Raw genomic sequence first — 22,724 nt, 5'->3', positions numbered from 1 at the left:
GCTATAGGCAGCAGCGGTTTCCCTTCATCCTGGGTTCAGGCTCGATGTTAGAAACTCAGGCATCTTCGTGGGAGATGTCCACCATGACCAAAGCTGATTTCGCTGCAACCGATGCACCATTGCAGAACGAAGATATTGTGATCTGTAAAAGAGTCTTCGATCATATCTGCGCCACCGGGCAAATAACGGACGGCGATGCCTGCGACGAACTCGCAACCCAGATAATCTATTTCTATCAACTTGGCGTCAGGAACGAAGATAGCTTGGAAAAGCTGCTCGCGAGGGTTGTCGAGAACTGAGGCGGGATGAAACATGGCGGGCCGCTTTCCAAGCCGCTATCCCCTGTCATTCCACCTTCGTCCGTCTCAGTGACGTTCGCTGGGGGCTAAGAGTTGAACTCAGCATCGCATCCACAGCCGTCAGACGCATTACATGACGGCGTAGCCGCGGCGGCTCCTTTGGGCATTCGAGAAGCGAAGGAGCAAATTGATCATCGAATTTCGACCTATTCATTCGCGGCGGGTCTTCACCGTTTGCGGTGCTCGTCCCAAGACGAAGACAGTGCCGTATTCCGCGCAGCCCCTTCTGAACTACAAGCCGAACCACGAAATACGGGTCTTTTGGCAGTATGGACCAAATGGATACAAGCGACAAATATGTTGCCCGAGCTTGTCGAAATTCCCAAAACGCATACTTTTGAGTGGCGTCGAGTGCTCCCCGGACCGCGTATTGCGGGAGATTCGGATTTGCGGCCAGCGAACGCCTAATCACTTCCAAAGCACTTTTGCCCATTCGAGAGTGATTGGAAGACATGCTGCCGGGATGCTTTCGGTATCCCACCAGTCGTTCGGGAACGACTTCGATGCAGTAGCGCGTGGCCAGCCTGAGCTCGAAATCGAGGTCTTCGCAGCCTCCAAGACCGGCGGCTGAATATGAGCTATCAAACCCACCGATTTCAAGCGCGACATTCCGCCGGACGAGAAGCGCACTCCCATTGCCTATATACTTAAAATTCAGATGTCGGGCATAGATATATCCCCTTGCAACTTCGGAACTTCCAGGCTGGATAACCTCGTCGTCTTCGTTGATGAGGCAATGCTGCACATAGACCGCAGCCCACCGCGAGGACAACCGGTTGAGAGCGTTCACCTGCTTTTCGATTTTTGTCCGGTGCCAGAGATCATCGGCGTCAAGGAATGCCACAAATCGGCCTGATGATGCCTCGATCCCAGTATTCCTTGCAGCCGCGACACCACGGTTAGGTGTGGAGAGGAGACGGATCCGCGAGTCCGACATCGCTTTCTGCTCGACGAGTTTTGCCGTGTCGTCCGTGGAACCGTCATTGACGACGATAATCTCCAGGGCGGTGTAGGTCTGGCGCAGAGCGGATCGAAGCGTCCGCTCAATATAGGTGGAAGCGTTGAAAGCCGGGATGACCACTGAGACCAAAGGCTGCTCAGAATTAAAGGTCCCTCGTCGATCCTCCTCTGAAGATGAAAGCATTGCAGATCTCTCGCCACGCCAACGACAAAGATACTTTCGTACAGATGAAGGACTGCCTTGTTGAGTTCTGCCGTTCTCCCACATTCAATTCGGAGCGGGAAATCCCAGCCACCGACAATGTTGGAAGATCGCCTTCAACGTGCCTACACTCTAACATTGTTATGCGGGCGAAAACGGACTTTGGTCTGACGTAGACCCCTCTACTTTCGGAGAAGAAGAGGCCGCAGGCGGCCTCATCCGGCTACGCTGGATCTTCTCATGTCATTGCATTTGGAAGTCATTTGAACCGAAGCGCGAACGCCTACGACTCTTTAACCGCTGCCCACAGCCAGGCACTTTGTTGCTTCGCGAAAACTGCCTTGAATAGCATCCAGGCCCGTTCCCTTGCCATCGTCTGTCGGCCAGGCGAGGACAAGGGCTTTGGCAACCTCGCCAAGTGATCGAGCCTGTACTTTTCCTGACCGTTCATCACAAGCATCAGAGGGGCGAAATCGTTCCCGGATAGCCGCCCTTTATTCCCAAGACGCGACGCCCCGCCATGGATCGACAATTCTTCACCAGGGAGGTTCTGACTGGAGATCAGGGTGACCGAACCTCCCCGGTGTCCTTTTAACAAGGATCAGAAGAATCTAAGCCGGATCGCGCAGAGAGGAAGACGGACTTAGGTCGGACTGGCGCCCCAGAACCCGCTTCTCATATTAGGTGAGGTAACATGAAGGTCCGTGGAGGGGCAGGACAGGACAGGAGGACGGTATGAGGTTCGGTTCCTATAACACCAACCAAGAGCGCTGCTCGCAAGGCCACAGTTCAGCATCGACGATTGCAACAATCGAAGCGGCGCTTTCCGCTGATCCGGATATCGACAGCATTGCCATCGAGATCAGGATGCTCGGCCCTGTCGTCCTGCTCGAGGGCTACATTACAAACACCGCGGACCGCGAGAAAGCCATCTCGCTTGCAGCGATGATCGTCGGCGAAGAAAACGTCCAGGATCGGATGCTGAGCCGCTTTCCTACGCAGTAGGCAGAGGTATCCAGGCGGGCTCGGACCAAGGTCTGACAAAGCCCCGGCATGAGGTCTTAAGTCTGGAACACATCCTCCTTTTGACGGTTTGCTTTTCCAGCGGAACCAACCGCTACAGCCAACCGCTTCAAGGAGGAAAACAGATGAATATCAAATCAGTAGCTATTGCCGCTGGTGTCCTGTTGGCGTCGACGTCTGCCTTTGCGCAGTCGTCGACGGTCACAGGTGCGGCGGGTGGTGCTGCAACGGGTGCGATCGTCGGCGGCCCGGTCGGTGCAGCTGTCGGCGGCATCGTCGGCGGCGTGGCAGGCAGCGTCATCGATCCGCCGCCGCAGAAGGTGGTGACCTATGTTCAACAGGCTCCCGCCCCGACCGAACGCGTCGTGGTGAAGGAGAAGGTCGTCGTCGGACAGCCGCTGCCGGAGACGGTGGTCGTGACGCCGATTCCCGACGACCCGAAATATGCATACGCCATCGTCAACGACCAGCGCGTGATCGTCGAACCTTCCTCTCGGAAGGTCATCCAGGTCATTCAGTGACCGCCAGGCGGCTTCAGCCGCCCTTTCACACGCATTGCACCGCATGAGAATGCGGGCGGGCATCGTCTACTCTCGGAGGTCAACTATGAAAAGCAATCATCTCACCATGCTGGTGGCTGCGCTGTCACTCAGTGTATCGCCACTTGTAACATTGCCGGCGGCAGCTCAGCAGGACACCAAGAACAGCGGCCAGGCCCAGTCCGGCTCTCAGTCTGGCACGGACGCCGGCTCGCAGTCGGGCTCCGCCAAGACCGGTACCGACTGCACCCCCGACGTTTCCGGCGCCTGCCCAGGCAAGGGCCAGTCATCTCAGCAGAAATCCGGTCAGGGCTCTGACATGAAAAAGAGCGCTGAGCAGCCTTCGACCGATGGCTCGACGAGCGGAAGTGCGTCCGGCAAGACTTCGACAGAAACCAAACCTACCTCGAAAGACGCCAGTGGTGGCGCCACGACAGAACAGAAGCCCGCCGCCAAGTCCGGCACCACGGATAGTAGCGGTTCGGCCACCGCAGGCACGAAGAGCACCACGCAAAATGCCAAGCCCGCCGAAGGCACAAGTGGCGGCTCCACCACCGGTGATACGTCGATGCAGTCGACCGATCAGAACGCGACGACAAACAAAACCAACGTCAACATCTCGGTCGAGCAGCAGACCGAAATTCGAACGGTGGTGAAGGAAGTCCATGTCGCGCCCGTGAAGGAAGTCGACTTCACGGTCTCCGTCGGAACGAAAATCCCGAAGAAGATCCGACTGGAAAGGCTGCCGACGCGCATCGTCAAGATCGTTCCGCAGTATGAAGGCTACCGGTTCTTCATCCTTGCGGATGGCCGGATCGTCATCGTCGATCCCGATGCTCTGACGATTGTCTACATCATCGAGGCCTAACACGGTTTTTCCCGGCGGTGTCTTATGCGCCGCCGGGCCGCAGGAGCAATTAAATGATCTACCATGAAGATAAGCCGTCCGGCGCCGCGTTTCCCATCATCGTTATCCTGATCGCCATGGTCGCGATTGTCGGCAGCCTGGTCCTGTCATCAGGCCACCAGGCATCGGCTCGGGTCTGGGTTCCTGGTACTTCGGCTGGCCCCTGATCCGGCGGTGTCCAAAGGCGTACTTCCGATCCGACTAACAGCACCTATGATGAGAGCATGTTCATCGCAGATAGCGGCGTCAGATCGCCTTGACGCTCTCCGCCTTAGACTTCCTGATCCTGCCATCCTGGCCAAGCTCGTACGATACCTTCTGGCCGTCGCGCCGTAGCGTCGACCCTTAGATCGCAGTTGCATTCACGAATACGTCTTGGCCACCGTCATCCGGCGTGATGAAGCCGATCCCTTTGTCTTGATTGAGAAACCCAACCGTCCCATTCACCACAGCATTCTCCGAAGTCACGTTAAAAGAGCATGATTCATAGTGGTGCCTCAGTCCGCAGCGCTTTGTCATACTTCGAGCGACCTCCTGTCGATCGGCTGTCCGAGCAAATTTCATATCGCTCTCATCGAGCTTAACCTAGGGAATACCGAGCGCTTGAGACACAGCGTGAGGATGGTCGTTCGGGAGATTGTCGCGGCTTAGCCGCGTTTTCACACCGGCTCGTGACAACGCTCGAAACTCACCTTAATGGTTTGTTAAGCTTTAGAGGCGCGGGAGGTTCGCATGCATGGGAGCGAGATCAAGAAGGCATTTTACCCGAACTTCAACATGATCAGGCTCGTGGCAGCCTCCACGGTGATCTTCTCGCATGCCTTCCTTATCTCGGAGAAGACCTCGGCGAACGAGCCCTTTGAGCGTTTGCTCGGAGAGGGTAATATCCTCGGCCTCTTCGGCGTCTATGTTTTTTTCATCAGCAGCGGCTTCCTCGTCACGCAGAGCGCCCAGTTCGGCAGCGCGGGTGGTTTTCTCTGGCGGCGGGCGCTGAGAATATACCCGGCGTTTATCGTCTGTACGCTGCTCAGCGTCTATGTCTTGGGTGCCTTGTTCAGCCCGTTGGGCGTCAGTGGTTACTTGCTCAAGTCGCTTCATATGAAGACGACCCTTCATTCGTTGCTCAACCCGAACTTTGGCATGACCCTGCCGCATGTGCAGTTTTATGACCCCGCCATCTCTTGGCTTGCCACCTCCGTCAACGGCTCTCTTTGGACGATCGGGCAGGAAATCTTCTGCTACCTCATCGTCGCCGGATTAATGGTAATCGGGCTTCTGCGAGCCCCGATCATGGCACTTGCCCTCGCCGTGGGCGTGACTTGGGAGCTTTTCTTCGATCATCCGTGGCCAAACATACGGTTCCTGACGGATTTCACTTTTATCGCTCCCTACTTCTTCTGCGGTTCGCTTCTCTGGTTCGCGATGGAAAAGCGGCAGCCCAATATTGTCCTGGCATTGATCTTCGTGGCGCTCGGTATGCTCTGCCTCGTCTTCTGGCCCGGCTATCTTTACGGCCGCATGTTGTTCGCCTATCCGCTTGTCTACATCGCGACCTCGCCGGTGATACGCCTGCCGACTCTCGAACGATTGGGCGACGCCTCCTACGGAACTTATCTCTATGGCTGGCCAGTGGAGCAGATGATGAACCACGCCCTCGGCCAGTACAGCACGTGGTGGGCGGTCTTTGCGCTTTCCCTGCCGACTGCGTGGTTGCTTGGCTGGCTTTCGTGGCATCTCCTGGAAAAGCGTGCGCTGCGGTTGAAGCGGATCGCGCTCCTCCAGCGACAGCCCGTCAGTGAGAAAAGCTGACTTCGACCCACACATCGCAGCGAGGGCCTTGATTTCATTCCAACGCAGAGATCGCGTGCCGAGGATTACCAGCGGTGGCTGTCCCAGATCGAGATCCACGGGACTTGATGAAGCCTTTCAATGCACAGGTGATGGCGATGTGGCCGATTGCGCGGCGCGTAAAAACCGTCAGAAACCCTGGACCTGGGGTCATTGATCAGATTGATCCAACGCCGAACGGGTTCGGCAATTAGATCAGTAACTTAAAGTTAATTGACTAGCTTCAGAACTATGTCATTCTTTTTGCATATCGCGTCCCCTCGGTCGCGAAAACCCCTGATGCAAAATGCCCCGCAAAACTCCGCGGGGCATTTTGCTTGTCTGATCACAGAAGCAGGAACGTTCGGTATCCACGTGAGAGTCCTAAGCTCGCATCCTCAAAGTTCAGTGGCGCACTGGGCCGCCGCAGCAGTTTGCCGGTTTTCTTTGATCAATAAGTTGGCCTCCGGGAACAAGGGGCCGCTCGGATCGTAAGGATGGCGGGTCGTGCCGGGATTGTGGACCAACCGACAGCCATGCACATGAGTACCCTGTGCGGCCCACCCCCGACTAATCCCGCCCGACGCTGATCGGGGTTGCAAAGGGTGGGCCAAGTGCGGGTGATGAGGACCTTCGGCTTTAGCTTTGAGATTGGCTTATGAAGCGCCAGGATCCGTTTCTGGTATCGATGATCTCGCGAGTGACCTGTCCAGCAGGCAACCCCTCCGAAACCGGGCAATTGAGGAAAGAGGAAAAAGACGAGACCGCGCGAGGGGCGGACAATGTTGAGAGGCTTGCGAGCGCAGGCCTCTATCGCGCGGTCCCACGAACTAACGATAGAAAATCTGTCTGGTTCCTGTACGCTTTCGGACAGACTACGTGCCGCATCTGGATATGGTAGGCATGTCAAGCAAACGGCGCCTATGATGGACGCTGATGGGATTCAGGCCAATAGGAGGCGTCGTCGTCGACACACGCTTGTGGGCTCAAGCCTTCTTTATGTGGGGACAGCCAGTAAGCCCGCGCAACGCTGCGCGCATTCCGTCGGTTCCCTGCCGAACGGCAAGCCCTTCTCGGCGGCGAGTTCCCAAATCCGCTCGGTGAAAAGAACGGCGAATTCGTCTTCGGCCAGCATGCGCGGTATGCTCCTCCGGAGCAACATCACCTAGCTCGTCCTCGCGCGTCGAACGCGCTGATATTATTAAAAGTCCCGCGTCTGAGGAAGTTTGTCGCTCAGATTTGCAACCGCACCAAGGTCTCCTCGTCCTTCACCCCATGTTGGAATGACTGGCTGACCGGGCTGAAGCCTCGAAGAAATCGATCCGCTGGAAGATGCCGGCGTTGTTGATCAGGATGTGTACGTGGGGAAGCCTGCCTATGAGAGCATCACATCCCGCGACGGCACCGGCGCTGCACTTGGCCCTTCGTCCTTCATGCGTGCAGCAGCCTTCGCGGTTTTCTCTTCCGAGCGACCGTTGATCACTACATCCGCGCCAGCTGTTGCGAGCTGGCTGGCGATTGCATAGCCGATGCCTTCGGTGGACCCGGTAATCAGGGCGGTCTTGCCTGTGAGATCGATCTGCATGTTTTGCTCCTGTCGAGGTTGCGATACAGGAAAGTAGGACTGTGTAGGGGTATCGCGACGCTTCGGCGCTCGGAAGGCGCTCGCTCAGTGGTTATGTCTTGCGCGGTTCGTGTGCGTAAAGCTTCGAAGGGCGTTCGATAAGGGATCGGACGAACGTACATCATTTGTTACTTCGCAGCTGCGGTAATTGTCATACGATTCAATACGCTAAATAATCACAAAAATCAGTTGCTTGCTCGAAATTTCTCGACTACCTTTTTACAGAAGAGTTCCGAAATAACCGGCCCTCGCTGATGATACTCGGCGGTCGTTTGACCTCGCTTGAGAGAGGATGATGACGTTGTTTGTCCGAGTTCGTTTCTTCGCAACGGTGCAGCGAGTGCGTGATCTCGTCTCGATCCGATACCGACCTACGACGGCAACCTGACGCCTCGTAAACCCTTTGTTCCACTTTTCTAAGATGGTGCTCCCGTGTGCCGCGCCCGAAGGTTTGTTATGCAAAAGCAAGCTGTCGTATTCAATGGTCAGGAAGTCGGGATCGCGGTCCCTGTCGAAAACCGCCTCAAATTCATCGCTGTCCGCTTCAATGTCATCGACTTGGACAACAGGCTCTTCGACACGGTTACCGAAATCCGGCGCGCCATCACAGAGCATCTCGCGTCCAGCGGTCGTGCGATCACCTCGCACTGATGCCGCCGAAAGCAGGTACCGTTCGACTCCATTTCAGCGGGTTGCCCCGCTTTGCGGTTCAAATTGGGGTGAGGAGGGTTCCCTGGACGCTTCGATCAAGCTCGCCTGGGAGTGTTTCATGCCTTTAATTCCGCTTGCCGTATCGGTGAGGGTCAAAGTCCCTGCGATACATGTCAAGACAGTGCCTCCGAGCCAAATCTCGTTACCGGCCTGCTCCGCGTAATCACGGCATGCATGACTCGACTCGCAGCCCACCCGCTTGCTTTCACTCGTTGTCATCGCTGAACGAGAGTAAGAGCAGCGATGCCGGCTTCATCGGCCGCACGTAGAAATGCGTCCCAAAATTGCTCCGGAGCGATCTGACCGCTGATCGCATCGACGCAAGCCTTCACCGCGGTCACATATTCTTCACCGTCATCGGAAGGCCAGTCCTTGAGCAGCATATATGCGGCGTCGCCGAGGGTGCGGACGATCCTGTGAGCTGGCTGACCGCGCAGAGCCAGCCCAACGGGTGTGAAAGCAACCGTTGCGTCCCAGTCCATTCTCGTCGACCTCAGGGCCGGGATCGCAATCCCAGAGGCGTAATATACGCTTGTATTCCAAATTCGTAGTTGACGATTGGTTACCCGGCGTGACCGGCCGTGAAGGGATGCCGCTGGAAAGGAGGCGGCGCTGAATTCTTATCGTTCGAGACGATCGGAATTTCGGTGGATTGCGGACGTGTTCGCGCTATGATGGATCGGTTGGTCTCTGGGACCAGCTTGGGAGACGATGACGCTCTCTACCTCTGTCTGCGGGGGTATGAATTGGGCCTGCTTTCGGATTTGGCGATTGATCTTGATGACCTCGAATTCCTCCAGGCGATCATCGTCGATGCATGCAATGAGCTGAAGATTTCTCCAGATCATCAGGGCTTCGTCGCTCGGGTCGTAGACTTGCACTCCCAGGGCCACTCCGGGAGGAAATCCTCCGAAGTCTTAGGCTGGAGTTCGCGAGGCCCCATGGCCATGGGCAGAAACATACCCCCCTTCAACCCTGAGGACAGTGGCCACATGGGTCTCGACGCTAGCCTGCTCACATGCATAACGAGGACCTCGTGGAGCAGGCAACAGCGCTAATCAGACCCTACCAGACCACAAGCGGTCGTTTGTTTGGCGACGATAGCGCAGTAGGATATCGTTACTCACGAACTTTGAGACTGTCTCCGTATTTTAGGGCAAGCTGCCTGCAATCTTCGCAATCAAGCTCAATGCCGTCCAGTGTGACTGTCGCAGCCGCCGTGCTGCAAACAGACTGATCCAACCTGGCGACATGAAGAATGGCGTTGCCAAGCAGCATATCACATGGAGCATGCTCTATTTCAGGGCCGCCGACGCTGTGCGTGACAATACCCCGCACCGTAGCCAGCCATTTGCGCTTTCGGATGATAATTCTGTCCTCGACCATGAGCGAGCCTCTAACGGAAACTCGGTCATTTCACCTCGAACTGACCGTGTCAGTGCTAGGAAAACCCGTTTAAGAAATCCTTGTTCCCCGGGGAAAACCACTCTCGATCAGGGTCGGCGGAAGAACTTGGTTTGGGTGCAGCAGCGTCTCGGCACGCAGATGTTCGAGAAGCTGCCTTCAGGCTACCGGATAACGGTTGCCGGGGAGGAGGTGCGGGAATTCGCCGAGGAGATGGAGGCTTCGTCACACCAGCTCGAAACGCGCGTTCTCGGACGCGATCAGAGCGTGCGCGGGCTTTTGCGGGTGACGCTTCCCTCGCCCCTTTCAGGATACCTGCTCATGCCGGACTTCGCCGAGTTCGCCCGTCTTCATCCCGACATCGAGATGGACGTCTCGTCGTCGGGTGAGCTGGCGAACCTGACCAACCGGGAGGCCGACGTGGCGATCCGCGTCGTCTACGACCGCAACCCCCTCAATCTCCATGGCCTGAAGGGAGCGGAGCTGTTCGGAGGCTTCTACATATCCTTCGACCGACTGGCTGCATGGCGAACGGACGGCGCAGAACCCAGGTGGATCGCCATCAGCGGCCATGGCGTACCAGCATGGACCAGCGAGGGACAGGCCATGACGACGGGCACTCCGTTCAGAACCACGAACTTCGAGGCGCAGGTCGCGGCGGTGCGGGCCGGGATCGGCATCACGGCGCTGCCCTGTTTCGTAGGAGACGCTGATCCCCTCCTGGCAAGGGTGCCGGACACCGATCTGCACCTGTATGGAACGGTCTGGCTTCTCACTCAGGGAGAAGCTCGCAAGACCAAGCGCGTGCGGCTTTTCACGGATTTCGTATCTCGAAGGCTCGCTGCGCACGCGCCGCATCTCGCGGGGCTGCCGATCTCGGGCGAATAGCACCTGTCGGTTTTGGCCAACGCGTGAGCCGGTCACGAACGGGCAGAGGCGCGCGCCAGCTCCTGGGTGTCGACATATTCCCGGATTTTGGTCAGTTTGCCCTCCCGAAGGGTAATGGCAAAGACGAAGGCGTCCTCAAAGGTCCTGTTCGTGGCTTTGACTGTTCCCGTAGCGGAACCAATCACCATGACCCGCTCCCCGTGCGCTAAGAATTCCGGTGGCTCCGGGAACGAAGTTTCCATCTCCGCGGAAGCCGTCTGAAGCAGGTGTAGCAATCCAGGATGCCCGCGGTGCGTTCCGGCCAGCGGCCAGTCCTTGCCTGGAATGATCCACTCGATGTCTTCGGCAGACAGCGCCAGCAGCCTTCGCTGATCGCCATTGCCCATTGCGGCAAAGAAGTCCTTCACAATCTGGACGTTGTCTTGAATGCTCATTGGTTTCCTCCGTTCTGGTGTTAAGGACGCGTGGAGACTGGCGGCCACTCACGCTCAAGTCGGATTGCTGCTGCGTCAGGGAAGCTGCGCGGTAACCGTCAGCCCGCCGCAAGGTCTCAAACTGCGTGACCTGACGGCGGGGTCGGCGGTTCAGCGGATATCGACGCTCATGGCGAAGTCCCAGGTGCCGGCACCGTTCTTGGCCAGGCCGATCATCATCAGGCCGAGTGCCTCGAGTGTCTGGGCCATCTTCAGTCCGCCGACATCGAATGGCCGCAACCCGATGCTCTCGATGAAAGTTGACACCCGCGCTTTGACCTGCGGATCGTCGGCCGCAAAGAAGGCATCGATACGCGCGTCCTTCGCAAGGACGTGACCGAAGATCGTGTTGAACGCCTTCACGAGATGTGCATCGGCTGGCAGGCTTTTGGCGGTCTCCTCTGCGCCCGAACTGCCATGTGGAGTTACGAGGCCCGATAGATCGGAGTTGACGGGATTAGCGACGTCGATGATCACCTTGCCAGTGAGTGTCTCTCCGAAATCGGCCACCGCCGACGCCGCCCCGCTGTACGGCACGGCGAGTATGACGATGTCCCCCGCAGGAGCGGATCCGTAGCTCCCTGTGGTCGCTCCGGCTGCCAGGCGGTCGGCAAGCGCCTTCGCTTTGGCCGGGTCACGGCTGATAACCTCGACAACGTGTCCTGCCTTGGCAATACGGTCACCAATCGCGGCGGCCATGGTTCCAGAGCCGATGATACTGATAGTGCTCATGGGTAGTCTCCTAAATCGTTGAGTTATGTCCGTGATGTCTATGCGGAGTCATTCGCCGGGAAGTAGTGGCCGTTACCCAAGTCTTCGAGCAGACCGGGTTGAGTGAGTTTCCAACCCAAAGCCTGACTCGTGATGGCGTTCGATGCTGGAACGTCCAGCGTCACCAGGTTCTCAAGGAACCCGAAGAAACCCGGCAGCATCAACACATCTGCGGGAATGCTCACCGCGGTGAAGCCCAGACGGCTGCCGATGGCTTCTGCGATCTCGCGGAAGCGGATGCCCTCACTCTCGATTCCGTGCCAGGCCTTTCCGGCTTCACCCTTCTCCAGGGCCAGACGGAACAGGGAGGCGAGGTCCCGTGCGTGGACGGCGGGCCAGCGATTGCCGCCATCGCCGGGATAGCCGATGACACCCTTTTCCTTGGCGAGACCGATCAGCAGCGGAATGAAGCCCGCATTGTCAGTCGTGCTGTGCATCACAGGTGGAATCCGTACGACCGACGACCGTACTCCCCGCTCCGCGAGGCCGATCACGGTCGTCTCCACGATGTTTCGAACCCGCAAGGTCCCTTTATGGGCATCGCCTCCTGGAATAGCGGGATCGGCCTCAGTGGCTGGCCTGCCCAGGCCCTCCCAACCGGGCGAGCCGATGCTTCCCGAGACGACCAGCGGCTTTCCCGTCCCCTCCATGGCCTCACCGTAAGCGAGCATGATCGAGACCTCTGCGGCTGCCACGGCGTCGAGCCCGCCGGAAGGCAGCAGGTCTTGCCTGTGCGCTACGTGGATAACCCCGTCGGCCTCCGCGGCGGCCGTTGAGACCGTCGAGGTCGGAAATATCACCGCGACGGACCTTCGCGCCGAGCGCGGAAATCGATGAAGCGGCTGCGTCCGAGCGGGCCAGTCCGGTGACTTCGTGTCCGGCGGCAATGAGGTCTGAGATAATGTACGGACCGGAATGGCCGGTCCCGCCAGTGACGAATACGTGCATGGTACTGTTCCTTTCGAGTGATGTGGTCCGAGGGGTTGTGGGTGTCGGCGCGCTCAACGTGGAAGGCTGACACCGAGTGAGAAGTTGCCGTGTTTGACGGAGTGAGCCATGAGGCCCAGCCACAGCATGCAGGCATGCTCCAGCGTCCTGGCCATGGTCAGCGGCCCGGTGTCCATCGGGCGCAGTCCGAGGCTCTCGATGAAGGCCGAAACGCTTGCCTTCGCTTGCGCGTCGTCCCCTGCGATGAACACGTCCAGTGGATGGCCCCGCGCCGGGCCGACTGCAAGGACGCTGGAGTTCTGGGTGTTGAAGGCCTTGATGATAGCTGCGTCTGAGGGGGCGACCTTGGCGATCTCGCCCGCTCCGAAACTGTCCGCAGGGATGAGAAAGCCAGAAAGATCGGACTTGATGGGGTTGGTGATGTCGATGAGTGTCTTGCCCGCCAGCTTTTCGCCGTACTGCTTCACCACATCGAGCACTGCCGAGTAGGGAACCGCAAGGATGACGAAATCCCCGGATGGGGCTTCGCCGAACTCTACTGCCGTCGCACCCGCGCCGCTCTCTACTGCCGTCGCACCCGCGCCGATCTCAAGAGCAAGCGCGCGCCTTGGCGGAGTCACGGCTGGTCACTTCGACCGAGTGTCCCGCCCTGGCAGCAAGGCCTCCTATCGATGCGGCCATGCCGCCCGCGCCTATGATGCTGATTATTCCCATGTCCGTGTTCCTTGCACCTCCCACGATTTGGTTGCGCGTCGCACGCGTCGTGGGGTTGCCATTGTCTCGAAGGCGATGTATCTAATGGATCAGCGATCCATGTATTCGGATCGGTGATCCACATATACGGCTCACCGATCCATTTAGCAAGGTGAACTATGCGAGCAGATGCAAAAAAGAATTACAGCCGCATTCTCGAGGTCGCGCGCCAGGTGCTCATCGAGGAAGGCTCCGACGCGTCGATGCGTGATATCGCCCGTCGATCAGAGGTTGGATTGGCCACTCTGCTCCGTCATTTCCCGACACGGGAAAGCCTGTTCGAAGCCTTGCTGAGTACGAACCTGGACTCTCTCACCCAGAAAGCGGTCGAGCTGGAATCGTCGCATCCCGCCGACGAAGCTCTCAGGACATGGATTCGGGAATGGGTCGAATTCGCCCAGAGCTATAGGGGGGTCGTGACCATGATGGCAGCAGCCCACACGGACCCGGCCTCAGCGCTTTACGCATCATGCGCGGCGGTACATTCCACGAGCGCGCGACTGCTGTCGAATGCCCAGGCTGAAGGCACGGCACGCCCGGACATGAACGGGGACGACCTATTCGCCCTGATGACGGCTTTGGGCTGGGCGGTCGACCAGCCATCGTTCGCGCCGAGGGCGGATCATCTCGTTCACCTCATCACGAGCACTGTCTTCGCGAGCCGGGTGAATTTCCAAATCTCGAACGGCGTACGATCGCAGTAGACCCGCATCACCGGAGATGAACCGTGTGCCCTTTCAAGATCGAGATACCTGAAGAACAAGTTGAAGACCTCAAGCGTCGGCTCCAGCATTCCAGAATTCCAGGCACTATCTTTCAGGTCGGTTCTGAGGACGGTATAGGCCTGCCGTTCATGCGAAGGCTGCTGGACTACTGGCGTGAGGAGTTTGACTGGCGTTTGCAGGAAGCGCGTCTCAATCAGTTGCCCCATTTCAAGGCCGACATCCAGGGCTATTCCGTTCACTTCCTTCACAAGTTCGGTGTCGGCCCTGCCCCTGTTCCGCTTGTTCTGACACATGGCTGGCCAGGTTCGTTCCTCGAATTCGAGACGCTTGTTGAACACCTGACCGACCCGGCGAGCCATGGTGGTGATCCTAGCGACGCATTTGACGTCGTGGTTCCTTCGCTTCCCGGGTTCGGGTTTTCTTCCGCCCCGGAAAGTCCTGGGACGAACAGCCGCCGCATCGCCGAACTCTGGCACGATCTCATGCAGACGCTGGGCTACGAGCGCTACTTTGCACAAGGCGGCGACATTGGCGCAGGCGTCTCGACATGGCTTGGCGTGCTCCATCCTCGAAATGTCGGGGGTGTTCACCTGAACTACGTGTCGGCCGGATTCCGTCCGCCACTAGGCCCCGGGACTTGCCCCTTGAACCTCGAAGAGGCAGAGTTCCACGAACGGGCTGCCGCCTTCGCCGCTGAAGAGGGTGGATACTCGCTTCTTCAGGCAACAAAGCCACAGACGCTGTCCTACGCACTTTCGGATAGCCCGATCGGACTCGCCGCGTGGATCCTGGAGAAATTCGAAAGCTGGACGGATAACGACGGAATCCTCGAAGAGCTGGTTTCATTTGATCGGCTGCTGACGAACATCTGCCTCTACTGGTTCGGCAACAGCATCGACGCGTCTTTGCGCCTCTACAAGGAGAACCGGGACTCGCCTCTCGCACTGGAAGGGCTAATCCCGTGCGACGTGCCCTTCGCGATCGCGCATTTTCCAAAGGAACTGCCCATTCCTCCCCGATCTTGGATCGAGCGCGCTCTCAAGGTGGAGCGATGGACGGAAATGCCGCGGGGCGGGCATTTTGCCGCCCTGGAGCAACCGCAGGCGCTCGCCGAAGATATAAGAGCGTCGTTCCGGCCTTGGCGTGGCCCGTGACGAACTGGAAGGTCATCAAAGCGTGTTTCCAGCATGCGATGCTACCGGAGGCACCGTGATCCGACAGGAGTGCGCATCAAATGCTCAGGCCTCAGGTCTGCTCAGGCGCGGCGCATTCAAAGACTGCTTCACTCGGCCAGACCTTCCTGATCCTATGATGTCTGCACCGTGCCATAGCGCCTTCACCCGGTCGACGAACCATTTGCCAGCCGGTCCGGGAGGCTGTGCAGGCTGGTGGAACGCCGACATCGTCAGCATGTAGCCTGAGGGTGGCATGTCGTCGACATCGAGGACGGAAAGGTTACCTGCCGAAAGATCTCTTTCGATCATGTGCAGCGGCATGCCGCCCCATCCGACGCCGTCCTTGAGGAAGGCGTGCTTGGTGGACAGGTCCGCCAGCCGCCAGGTCGCAGGCGATGCGACCGCGAAGTCTCGTCCCGATGTGAGGTCGGACCGATCCGTCAGGACGAGCTGGATATGGTTCGTCAGTTCCTGGCGGGGAATACGGCCTTGAAACAGAGCAAGGGGATGCTGCGGCGAGGCCACCGCGATCAGCGGCAGTTCACCCAGACGCTCGCTGACGAGGGACGGAAACGGCTGAGGCAGCGGCGGCAGAATGCCGAGGCTGCAGCGGCCGTCCAGAACTGGCTGATAGGCCGCACCCAGACCTTCGACGAACAGCCGCAACGGCGTCAGTGGGAACTGGTTCGCGAACTCCTTTGCGACCGCGCTGACGACCGAGGTCGGAAAGAAGACGTCGATGACCACTGAAAGCTCCGTTTCGACGCCCGAGGTCATCGACCGTGCCCTCGCCTTCAGCGTGTCCACCCCGGCGACGATGTTTCGGGCGTCGGCGAGCAGCAGCACGCCCTGCGGTGTGAGAGCCGGGTATCGCCCTGATCGATCGAAAAGTGCGACGCCGATCTGATCCTCCAGCGCACCGACCCATCCGCTGACAGCAGACTGGGCGCGGTTGAGCTTTCTGGCCGCGGCAGAAAAACTGCCCTCATCCACTGCGGCGATGAACGACCGCAACTGGTCCAGCGAAACACCTTCGATCATTACGAACGCTCCATCTCAAAAACAGATATATTCCATCGCAATATATCAACTTATCAGATGTAGCGCCAAGCCCTATGTTATGAGGACTGAACGTTGTCGGAACTTCTCCCGGCATCTCAAAACGAATTCGTCCAGGAGAAAATTATGACCTACGCGATTATTGGAAGTGGCAGTGTCGGCAGAGCTGTCGCGAGCCAGTTCGACCGAAACGGCGTTACCGTCGGCGTCGCAAACTCCCGGGGACGGGATGAGGCGGCGGCGGCACTCGCTGGATTGGGTGTTGCGGTTCTTCCGCTTGGTCTCAAGGAAGCATTGGCCGCCGACGTCGTGATACTCGCCGTCCCCTTCCGCGCGCACGTCGACGTCGCCAAGGCCGCTGCGGACTGGGAAGGCAAGATCGTCATCGATGTCACCAATGCATACGGCGTGCCGCTGTCCGACCTCGGCAACGAGCCTTCGTCTGCCGTGGTGGCGAAGTCGATGCCTGGTGCGCGTCTTGTCAAAGCGTTCAATCATTTGCCCGCCCATCTTCTCGGACAGGATCCGCGGACGGCCCTGGGCCGCCGAGTCATCTTTCTGTCGGGCGACGACGACCAGGCGGTTTCGGCAGTTTCCGACATCGTGAGCAGGCTCGGCTTCGCTCCTGTGAACCTCGGAAGGATTGCGGAAGGCGGACGACTCGTTCAGGCGCAGGACAGGAGCTGGGCCCCGCTCATCTTCCAGGACCTCTTCAAGGCGGAGGGCTGAGCCGTGTACGATCACGTCATCTGGCCGGAACGCTATGATCCGAAGATCTCAGCAATCTACGCGCTCAACGACATCGACGTGAAGGCACCTGCCGAGGTAGTGTGGAAGCTGCTGATCGACGCCAGGAATTGGTATCGTTACTTCCCCGCCGAAGATCAGGTCGAAATCCTCTCTGGAGAGCAGGGTCTGGCAATGGGTACCCGCTACAGCCGCGTGACCGTCGGCCACCCGATGAGCCTAATCGTGACGGAGTGCGTTGAAAACCGGAGGCTCGCCTGGGCGACCACCGTCGATAGCGACACGACAGGGTCCACCGCCTACCATGGCTGGGTCATCACGCCTACGCAGGACGGCTGCCACGTCCTGACCGAAGAGACCCAGCAGGGCGAGTGGTTCCTCGACATGCTCGGGCGTCGCCACCCGGGCGGTCTCTACCGCTACCACCAGGACTGGGTCGAACGTCTGGCCGGCGCCGCGCAAGCGGCCATCGCCTGATATCAATCCAGGAAACATACGGGATAGGTCCATCGCGATCACATCCGGATCAATCTGAAAGGAAATGACATCATGAAGATAGAACTGAAAGGCCGCAGGGCCATCGTCACCGGGTCCACCGCTGGGATAGGATTCGCGATCGCGGAAGGACTTGCACGGGCAGGCGCGTCGGTCGTGATCAACGGTCGTGGAGAAGAACGCGTCACCGCTGCGCTGAAGGAGCTCCGGCTCCGTCTCCCGGAAGCAGAATTCACAGGCGTCGCCGCCGACCTGTCGACGTCCGAAGGATCGACCATTCTGGCGGGCCGGATCGCAGACGCCGACATCCTCGTGAACAATCTCGGCACCGCTCACATCAACGGCTTCTTCGACCAGTCGGATGCCGAATGGCTTGACCTGTTCCAGCTCAACGTGATGAGCGGCGTCCGAGCCGCCCGTCACTACATGCCAGGGATGGTCGAACGCGGCTGGGGCCGCGTGGTGTTCATCAGCAGCGAATCCGCCCTCAACATCCCGAAGGAGATGATCGACTACGGGATGACGAAGACGGCTCAGCTCTCCGTGTCTCGAGGCCTCGCCGAACTCGTCGGTGGAACCGGAGTGACCGTCAACTCGGTCCTGCCTGGTCCGACCCGCTCCGAGATCCTGGGCAACTGGATGGCCGCGACGGCGAGCGAGCAAGGGATCACGCAGGACGAGGCCGAGCAGAATTTCCTGAAGACGATGCGGCCCACGACTCTCATCAACAGGTTCACCACGACCGAAGAAGTCGCGAACATGGTCGTCTACGTCTGTTCGGAACAGGCTTCCGGAACAAGCGGCGCATCGCTGCGCGTCGACGGCGGCGTGGTTCGGTCGATCGTCTGATTCAACCTGTGAGCCCTCCTATCGGCCATGACCATACGGCCCACAGGAGCATGAATGCTCAAAACCTGAGGATATGGAATGTTCGAGGTCATCAACTGGCCGGCGGATATGGCCCCCAGCCGCTCTCCGATCCACTTCACCAACGAGATTGAGGTGGCAGTGTCGCCCGCCACAATCTGGTCTCTGCTGACCGATCCGCTATCCTGGCCGACCTACTATCCGGGAGTCTCTCACGTCGACCTCCTCGACGGACACGCGACCCTGCAGCTTGGCAGCCGCTTCGAGACCAATCTAGCGGGCCAGGACGTCGCGGCATCGGTCGTCGAGTTCGAGCCGATGGTACGCATCGCGTGGGCTGGCGGTCCAAAGGCATCGCCGTCCTCCAGAGCCCACCACGCGTGGATCATCGCGCCGACCGAGGGAGGATGCCATCTCTGGACCGAAGAAACCATGCAGGGGCCGCTTTGGATCGAACTTGCAAAGGAGGCACCTGACATCTTTTGGCGAACGCACGAGAAGCTGCTTTGCGACCTAGCGGACGTCGCCGTTAGGCGCGAAGCTTCGGCGCGGCGTCACGAAGGCTAGGAGGCTCCGGCGCCGTAGACGGCGTTGCCGCCGCCCGACGGCAGCGTGGTGGCCACGCTCGGTGAATGGGCAGGGACATAAGGGAGACGTCGGTCGTTTTGCATCGTACCCTTCGCCTCTCGGGTGCCAATCGCACTGGTCCGGTCCAGCCAGAACAGAGGGAGGGCGAGCCGTTGCATCGGAAACGACACTCCCGAGAGTCCGCGCCCTCCTAAGGAATAGCTCCGACCGGGATCACTGAATGGATCATTAATGGATTTGGGCCTCGGACAACGGCACAGCTCGTCGCACTCTCCACTGCCAGTCACGTCGCAAATAATAATACTAATTGGCCAGGCGAGGGGGAACAATCATGGCCGCTTGCCGTTTGACCGGGATGACCTCGCAACAAGATAAAAAACCGGCGCTGCTGTACCTTCCGAAGGAGACAAAGAGGGCCGTGGCGAGGCACCTGGAGTCGATTCCAGCATTCGCTGTTCCTTCGGAGACCGGCTCCGCATTTGAACACCTACTCAACAGGCTTGATGTCGCCCATGAAGGTAGCAACAACTCTGCTCGGGCCGACTAAGTCCGGCAAATGCGTACCGTTTACATCGTCCCTGTCCCAAGATCCCACGTGGCATCGACGGAGGTTATGCAACGGCCCCATTATGCGTTGGCTCAGGGATTTTGAACGGTTCGGTGCTTTGGACATTTTCGCGGTGCCATCCGTGTTGCAGAGGCCCGCACCGTCGGTTAGTCCATAATAGCGGCGTATGCCAAAAGAGTTTCAAACAAACCAGCGGCTTAGCTAAACATGGTTAAGTTGTCGACTGTTCTGATCCCATCAACTGCCCCAGATTCCGAATGATGGTGTATCGCGGGTCTAAATGCCATCAAGGCGGATCAAGTCCGCAATCACGCCGAGACCGCGTTTCATCTCACTGATTTTCGAACGCCGCCCGAAGCTCGTCAGCCGCAAACCGGCGGCCAACGTAGGCGATCCCGTCACTTTTTGTCGGGCCTCCAAGGATCGGACATTCGGCGCCCAGTTGCCGCGGAGCGCTGATTGACAGATCACAGAAGTCCCCCAGCATCTTCGGAAGCAAAGATCAGCTGCGAGGCTGCAGCAGCGCCAAGGCGACCGTCGACGCAGCGAGGACAGCGGTAAGGGTCAAGGGCCCGACAGCGCCATAGTGGTCGACGATATAGCCGCCGGAAACCGCGCCGATACTGATGGCCACCTGAAAAGAGACGACCATCAGGCTGCCTGCCGCCTCCAGCGCGTCCGGCGCCCCGCGCGAAAGATTGGTCGGCAAAACCACTGGCGCCATGCCAAAGGCGAAGCCCCAAAGTGCAACGAGCGTAAACGCGATGCCAGTATGGGCGCCTCCAAGCACCAGAACGAGCGCCGCAAACGCCATGAGCGCGGCGGTGACAGCGAGTGCTAGGCCGATACTGGCGTCGGCCATTCGGCCACCGGCAACGTTGCCCATCACAGAGGCGATGCCAAACCCAAGCAGCGCCAGGGCGATCGATCTGGTGTCAAGAAGGGTCACTTGCTCGAGGAAGGGACGCACATAAACCGAGCCGGCGAAATGCCCTGTCATCAGCAAAAGGATGGCAAGCATTCCAAGTTGGATGCCGCGCCGCCGTGTCAGCCGGAAAACGTCGGCGAGACTGTTGCTTGTGCTTGCAGGCAGTGTTGGCAGGCTGAGCACCTGCAGCAGCATGGCGATCGCGGCAAGCCCGGCGGTCATCGCCATGGCGCTGCGCCATCCCAACCAGTCGCTGATCAAAGCGCCCATCGATGGTGCCGCTATGGTGGCGAGCGAGACGCCGAGGGTGACGATCGCCATGCCCCGACCTGTCGCATTGGCGCCGACCAGCCTCGCCACGACGGCGACCGAAAGCGCCCAGAAACCGCTAAGCGCGATGCCCAGCCCGGCCCGGCCCAACAACAACACCCAAAAATCGGATGCCAACGCTGCAAGGATATTGGAGCCGATCGCCAACGCACTGAGACCAACCAGCACCGCCTTTCGGTTCAGTTTGCCGATGAGAACATTGCTCAACAGGGCCGTCACGGCCCCGACGGAAGCGGTAGCGGTGACGACCTGTCCGGCTGTTCCCTCAGTGATGCCGAGATCGCGCGCCATTGGAGTCAGAAGGCCCGCCGGCAAGAACTCAGCCGATACGAGCGCAAAGCTGGTGGCCGCCATCGAAAGAACGGCAAACCAGGTCGCCGCGGGCCATGCGGATTGCTCGGTGGTCTCGAGCTCAATTGTTGCACTCTCGATCTGTGATGTTGTGTCCGTCATCGAAACATCTCCTATGTTGGAGATTTCATAGACGATCTTTTTGGGACGATATGTGTCTTAAAATCCGAAATTCATGTCTGTTCGTCCGGAATTTGTGCGACGCACAATGCCTGGCGAGACGCGCGTGACGCGCTTGAAAGCGCGTGCGAAGGATGCCTCAGACTCATAGCCTAACCGGGAAGCAACTTCGGCAACCGACATGCCGCTTTGCCCCAACAACTCGCGGGCAAGCTGCATACGCAGACGGGCGAGATAATGTGCCGCGCCTTCCCCTAAAATAGCGCTGAAGCGCTCGGCGAAGATCGAGCGCGACTGGCCTGCCACGCCGGCGAGGCTTTCGAGGGTCCAGTTTTGGCCCGGGTCTCGGTGCATGGCCGCCAAGACACGACCGATGTGGGGATCGCGGATGGCGGCGAGCCAACCGGTGGTCGAGCCTCCGCTGCAGTTGACCCAGCAGCGGATAAGCCGGGCTGCCAGCAAGTCCGCCATGCGCGACAGGACGGTCGCGCTCCCCATTTGCGGCTGCGTCGCCTCTGCCGACATCGCCGCCAGCAGCGGGCCGACGATCGGGTCATTGCCGGCCACATCGCAGCCCTTGATGATGGGTGGCATGAGCGCGATCAAGGGGTTCAGTGCGTGGGCGCCCAAGGCCATGGAGCCGCAGAAGAGGGTGCTGGGCGCACCCGTTCCTTCCCGCACCACTTCGCAGACGTTGCTCCCCAACTTCGTTATCTGACAGCTTTCAAGCGAGTCGCCCTCAACGTCTGGCGCGCTGGCCAATCGATGCGCGATGCCTTGCGGCAGCAGCACCAGATCGCCATCATTCAACTCCTGCCAGCCTTCGGCTTCGGTATGGATCCAGCATGGACCCTGGCTGACAAAGTGAAAGCGAAGCAGCGGTTGTTGCGGAAAGGCGATGCTCCAGGGATGTCTGAGTTCGCAGCGTCCATTCGCGGTCACGACGCTCAGTATGACGTTCTGCTCGTGAAGCACCTTGTAATGCTTAAGGCTATGCAGAAGCGCAGTCGGTGCCCCTTCGACGTCGCTGGTGAGGAAGATCGCCGTGCCCGGAACCGTCGGCGGTTTCTTTTGCGCAAGCTTGTTGATGATCGCTGCCAGCGGAATTTCGTCCATCTTCGTGCGGGCTGCGAGCAAGCGACGACCGGACATCCAGGTCTGCATGATGAGACCCATCGTGCAGGCGACCGCGACCGGCACCCAGCCGCCGTCGGGAAACTTGGCGACGTTGGCGGCGAAGAAGCCGGCGTCGATGAGGAAGAGCGGCGCCACGGCCGCCGCGGCGCTTACCGGTTTCCAGTTCCAAACGCGTAGCATGACGACGAAGAGAAGCACCGAAGTGATCAACATCTCTCCAGTCACGGCGATGCCGTAGGCGGCGG

Annotated in this window: 25 protein-coding genes and 4 pseudogenes; 14 read left to right on the top strand and 15 right to left on the bottom strand. The window is 59.1% G+C overall.

Going from position 1 to position 22,724, the window contains the following annotated elements:
- Positions 1-83: 83 nt before the first annotated feature.
- On the top strand, positions 84-299 hold the full coding sequence (locus tag HJB83_RS31945; protein WP_221159794.1) for a hypothetical protein: 216 nt from the start codon (positions 84-86) through the stop codon (positions 297-299).
- Between the two features lie 46 nt (positions 300-345).
- Here the strand turns inward: HJB83_RS31945 and HJB83_RS31940 are convergent, their stop codons facing one another.
- The gene (locus HJB83_RS31940) at positions 346-1,503 is read right to left on the bottom strand and encodes a glycosyltransferase family A protein (RefSeq protein WP_221159793.1); all 1,158 of its coding nucleotides are present in this window, start codon (positions 1,501-1,503) and stop codon (positions 346-348) included.
- A gap of 753 nt (positions 1,504-2,256) precedes the next feature.
- On the opposite strand from HJB83_RS31940, the gene HJB83_RS31935 reads away from it, so the two are divergent.
- The 4 genes from HJB83_RS31935 to HJB83_RS31920 all read left to right on the top strand — a co-directional run bounded on the left by HJB83_RS31935 (position 2,257) and on the right by HJB83_RS31920 (position 4,157).
- Positions 2,257-2,526, top strand: coding sequence for a BON domain-containing protein (locus tag HJB83_RS31935; protein ID WP_221159792.1), 270 nt, complete (start codon positions 2,257-2,259; stop codon positions 2,524-2,526).
- A 143-nt stretch (positions 2,527-2,669) separates the two neighbouring features.
- Entirely contained in the window at positions 2,670-3,065 is a 396-nt protein-coding gene (locus tag HJB83_RS31930; protein WP_221117873.1) for a DUF1236 domain-containing protein, read from the top strand.
- Between the two features lie 85 nt (positions 3,066-3,150).
- Positions 3,151-3,951, top strand: a complete 801-nt coding sequence (locus HJB83_RS31925) for a DUF1236 domain-containing protein (protein ID WP_221159791.1) — start codon at positions 3,151-3,153, stop codon at positions 3,949-3,951.
- Positions 3,952-4,004: 53 nt separating this feature from the next.
- On the top strand, positions 4,005-4,157 hold the full coding sequence (locus tag HJB83_RS31920; RefSeq protein ID WP_207586128.1) for a hypothetical protein: 153 nt from the start codon (positions 4,005-4,007) through the stop codon (positions 4,155-4,157).
- A gap of 79 nt (positions 4,158-4,236) precedes the next feature.
- Here HJB83_RS31920 and HJB83_RS34430 read toward each other — a convergent pair.
- A pseudogene (locus tag HJB83_RS34430) lies at positions 4,237-4,440 on the bottom strand (cold-shock protein).
- Between the two features lie 282 nt (positions 4,441-4,722).
- Here HJB83_RS34430 and HJB83_RS31910 point away from each other — a divergent pair.
- Positions 4,723-5,799 carry an acyltransferase gene (locus HJB83_RS31910; protein ID WP_221159790.1) on the top strand — a complete coding sequence of 359 codons (1,077 nt, stop codon included), beginning with the start codon at positions 4,723-4,725 and terminating at the stop codon, positions 5,797-5,799.
- A 1,015-nt stretch (positions 5,800-6,814) separates the two neighbouring features.
- On the opposite strand, the gene HJB83_RS31905 is transcribed toward HJB83_RS31910, so the two are convergent.
- Together HJB83_RS31905 and HJB83_RS31900 are read right to left on the bottom strand one after the other, a co-directional pair.
- The gene (locus HJB83_RS31905) at positions 6,815-6,952 is read right to left on the bottom strand and encodes a hypothetical protein (RefSeq protein ID WP_221159789.1); all 138 of its coding nucleotides are present in this window, start codon (positions 6,950-6,952) and stop codon (positions 6,815-6,817) included.
- Positions 6,953-7,124: 172 nt separating this feature from the next.
- A pseudogene (locus HJB83_RS31900) lies at positions 7,125-7,402 on the bottom strand (SDR family NAD(P)-dependent oxidoreductase); the annotation flags it as partial.
- A gap of 495 nt (positions 7,403-7,897) precedes the next feature.
- Here HJB83_RS31900 and HJB83_RS31895 point away from each other — a divergent pair.
- A complete protein-coding gene (locus HJB83_RS31895; protein ID WP_003577126.1) occupies positions 7,898-8,092 on the top strand; it encodes a hypothetical protein in 195 nt (64 codons plus the stop codon).
- A 275-nt stretch (positions 8,093-8,367) separates the two neighbouring features.
- On the opposite strand, the gene HJB83_RS31890 is transcribed toward HJB83_RS31895, so the two are convergent.
- The gene (locus HJB83_RS31890; RefSeq protein WP_221159788.1) at positions 8,368-8,634 is read right to left on the bottom strand and encodes a DUF982 domain-containing protein; all 267 of its coding nucleotides are present in this window, start codon (positions 8,632-8,634) and stop codon (positions 8,368-8,370) included.
- A 637-nt stretch (positions 8,635-9,271) separates the two neighbouring features.
- Positions 9,272-9,538, bottom strand: coding sequence for a hypothetical protein (locus tag HJB83_RS31885; RefSeq protein WP_221159787.1), 267 nt, complete (start codon positions 9,536-9,538; stop codon positions 9,272-9,274).
- Positions 9,539-9,697: 159 nt separating this feature from the next.
- Between HJB83_RS31885 and HJB83_RS31880 the strand changes: the two genes are divergently transcribed.
- Complete coding sequence (locus HJB83_RS31880; RefSeq protein WP_259671467.1) at positions 9,698-10,444, top strand: LysR family transcriptional regulator; 747 nt, start codon at positions 9,698-9,700, stop codon at positions 10,442-10,444.
- Positions 10,445-10,476: 32 nt separating this feature from the next.
- Here HJB83_RS31880 and HJB83_RS31875 read toward each other — a convergent pair whose 3' ends face one another.
- From HJB83_RS31875 to HJB83_RS31860, 5 genes and pseudogenes are all read right to left on the bottom strand, one after another.
- A complete protein-coding gene (locus HJB83_RS31875; RefSeq protein WP_221159785.1) occupies positions 10,477-10,878 on the bottom strand; it encodes a nuclear transport factor 2 family protein in 402 nt (133 codons plus the stop codon).
- Positions 10,879-11,028: 150 nt separating this feature from the next.
- Positions 11,029-11,676: an NAD(P)-binding domain-containing protein gene (locus tag HJB83_RS31870; protein ID WP_311044503.1), complete on the bottom strand. Its 648-nt coding sequence runs from the start codon at positions 11,674-11,676 to the stop codon at positions 11,029-11,031.
- An 11-nt stretch (positions 11,677-11,687) separates the two neighbouring features.
- Positions 11,688-12,488: an NAD-dependent epimerase/dehydratase family protein gene (locus HJB83_RS31865; protein WP_221159783.1), complete on the bottom strand. Its 801-nt coding sequence runs from the start codon at positions 12,486-12,488 to the stop codon at positions 11,688-11,690.
- 40 nt (positions 12,489-12,528) lie between these two features.
- Positions 12,529-12,636 (bottom strand): annotated as a pseudogene (locus tag HJB83_RS34825) (NAD-dependent epimerase/dehydratase family protein); the annotation flags it as partial.
- Between the two features lie 53 nt (positions 12,637-12,689).
- Positions 12,690-13,256, bottom strand: a complete 567-nt coding sequence (locus tag HJB83_RS31860; protein ID WP_221159782.1) for an NAD(P)-binding domain-containing protein — start codon at positions 13,254-13,256, stop codon at positions 12,690-12,692.
- 252 nt (positions 13,257-13,508) lie between these two features.
- On the opposite strand from HJB83_RS31860, the gene HJB83_RS31855 reads away from it, so the two are divergent.
- Together HJB83_RS31855 and HJB83_RS31850 are read left to right on the top strand one after the other, a co-directional pair.
- Positions 13,509-14,093 (top strand): TetR/AcrR family transcriptional regulator, encoded by a 585-nt coding sequence (locus HJB83_RS31855; protein WP_221159781.1) that lies wholly within the window; start codon positions 13,509-13,511, stop codon positions 14,091-14,093.
- A gap of 23 nt (positions 14,094-14,116) precedes the next feature.
- Positions 14,117-15,268, top strand: a complete 1,152-nt coding sequence (locus HJB83_RS31850) for an epoxide hydrolase family protein (RefSeq protein ID WP_221159780.1) — start codon at positions 14,117-14,119, stop codon at positions 15,266-15,268.
- 84 nt (positions 15,269-15,352) lie between these two features.
- Here HJB83_RS31850 and HJB83_RS31845 read toward each other — a convergent pair whose 3' ends face one another.
- A complete protein-coding gene (locus HJB83_RS31845; RefSeq protein WP_221159779.1) occupies positions 15,353-16,330 on the bottom strand; it encodes a LysR family transcriptional regulator in 978 nt (325 codons plus the stop codon).
- A gap of 144 nt (positions 16,331-16,474) precedes the next feature.
- On the opposite strand from HJB83_RS31845, the gene HJB83_RS31840 reads away from it, so the two are divergent.
- The 4 genes from HJB83_RS31840 to HJB83_RS31825 all read left to right on the top strand — a co-directional run bounded on the left by HJB83_RS31840 (position 16,475) and on the right by HJB83_RS31825 (position 19,024).
- Positions 16,475-17,077, top strand: a complete 603-nt coding sequence (locus tag HJB83_RS31840; protein WP_221159778.1) for an NADPH-dependent F420 reductase — start codon at positions 16,475-16,477, stop codon at positions 17,075-17,077.
- A gap of 3 nt (positions 17,078-17,080) precedes the next feature.
- Positions 17,081-17,572 (top strand): SRPBCC family protein, encoded by a 492-nt coding sequence (locus tag HJB83_RS31835; RefSeq protein ID WP_221159777.1) that lies wholly within the window; start codon positions 17,081-17,083, stop codon positions 17,570-17,572.
- 72 nt (positions 17,573-17,644) lie between these two features.
- Positions 17,645-18,439, top strand: coding sequence for an SDR family NAD(P)-dependent oxidoreductase (locus tag HJB83_RS31830; RefSeq protein WP_221159776.1), 795 nt, complete (start codon positions 17,645-17,647; stop codon positions 18,437-18,439).
- Positions 18,440-18,517: 78 nt separating this feature from the next.
- Positions 18,518-19,024 carry an SRPBCC domain-containing protein gene (locus tag HJB83_RS31825; protein ID WP_221159775.1) on the top strand — a complete coding sequence of 169 codons (507 nt, stop codon included), beginning with the start codon at positions 18,518-18,520 and terminating at the stop codon, positions 19,022-19,024.
- Between the two features lie 1,091 nt (positions 19,025-20,115).
- On the opposite strand, the gene HJB83_RS31820 is transcribed toward HJB83_RS31825, so the two are convergent.
- The 3 genes and pseudogenes from HJB83_RS31820 to HJB83_RS34820 all read right to left on the bottom strand — a co-directional run.
- Positions 20,116-21,324, bottom strand: coding sequence for an MFS transporter (locus tag HJB83_RS31820; RefSeq protein WP_221159774.1), 1,209 nt, complete (start codon positions 21,322-21,324; stop codon positions 20,116-20,118).
- Between the two features lie 57 nt (positions 21,325-21,381).
- Entirely contained in the window at positions 21,382-22,317 is a 936-nt protein-coding gene (locus HJB83_RS31815; RefSeq protein WP_409079489.1) for a cupin domain-containing protein, read from the bottom strand.
- A gap of 12 nt (positions 22,318-22,329) precedes the next feature.
- Positions 22,330-22,692: pseudogene (locus HJB83_RS34820) on the bottom strand (KUP/HAK/KT family potassium transporter); the annotation flags it as partial.
- Positions 22,693-22,724: the final 32 nt, after the last annotated feature.

This window comes from Rhizobium sp. NZLR11, assembly GCF_019685115.1.
GTDB lineage: Bacteria > Pseudomonadota > Alphaproteobacteria > Rhizobiales > Rhizobiaceae > Rhizobium.
The sequence above is the reverse complement of the archived record's forward strand: the minus strand, read 5'-3'. Positions and strand labels throughout refer to the sequence as shown.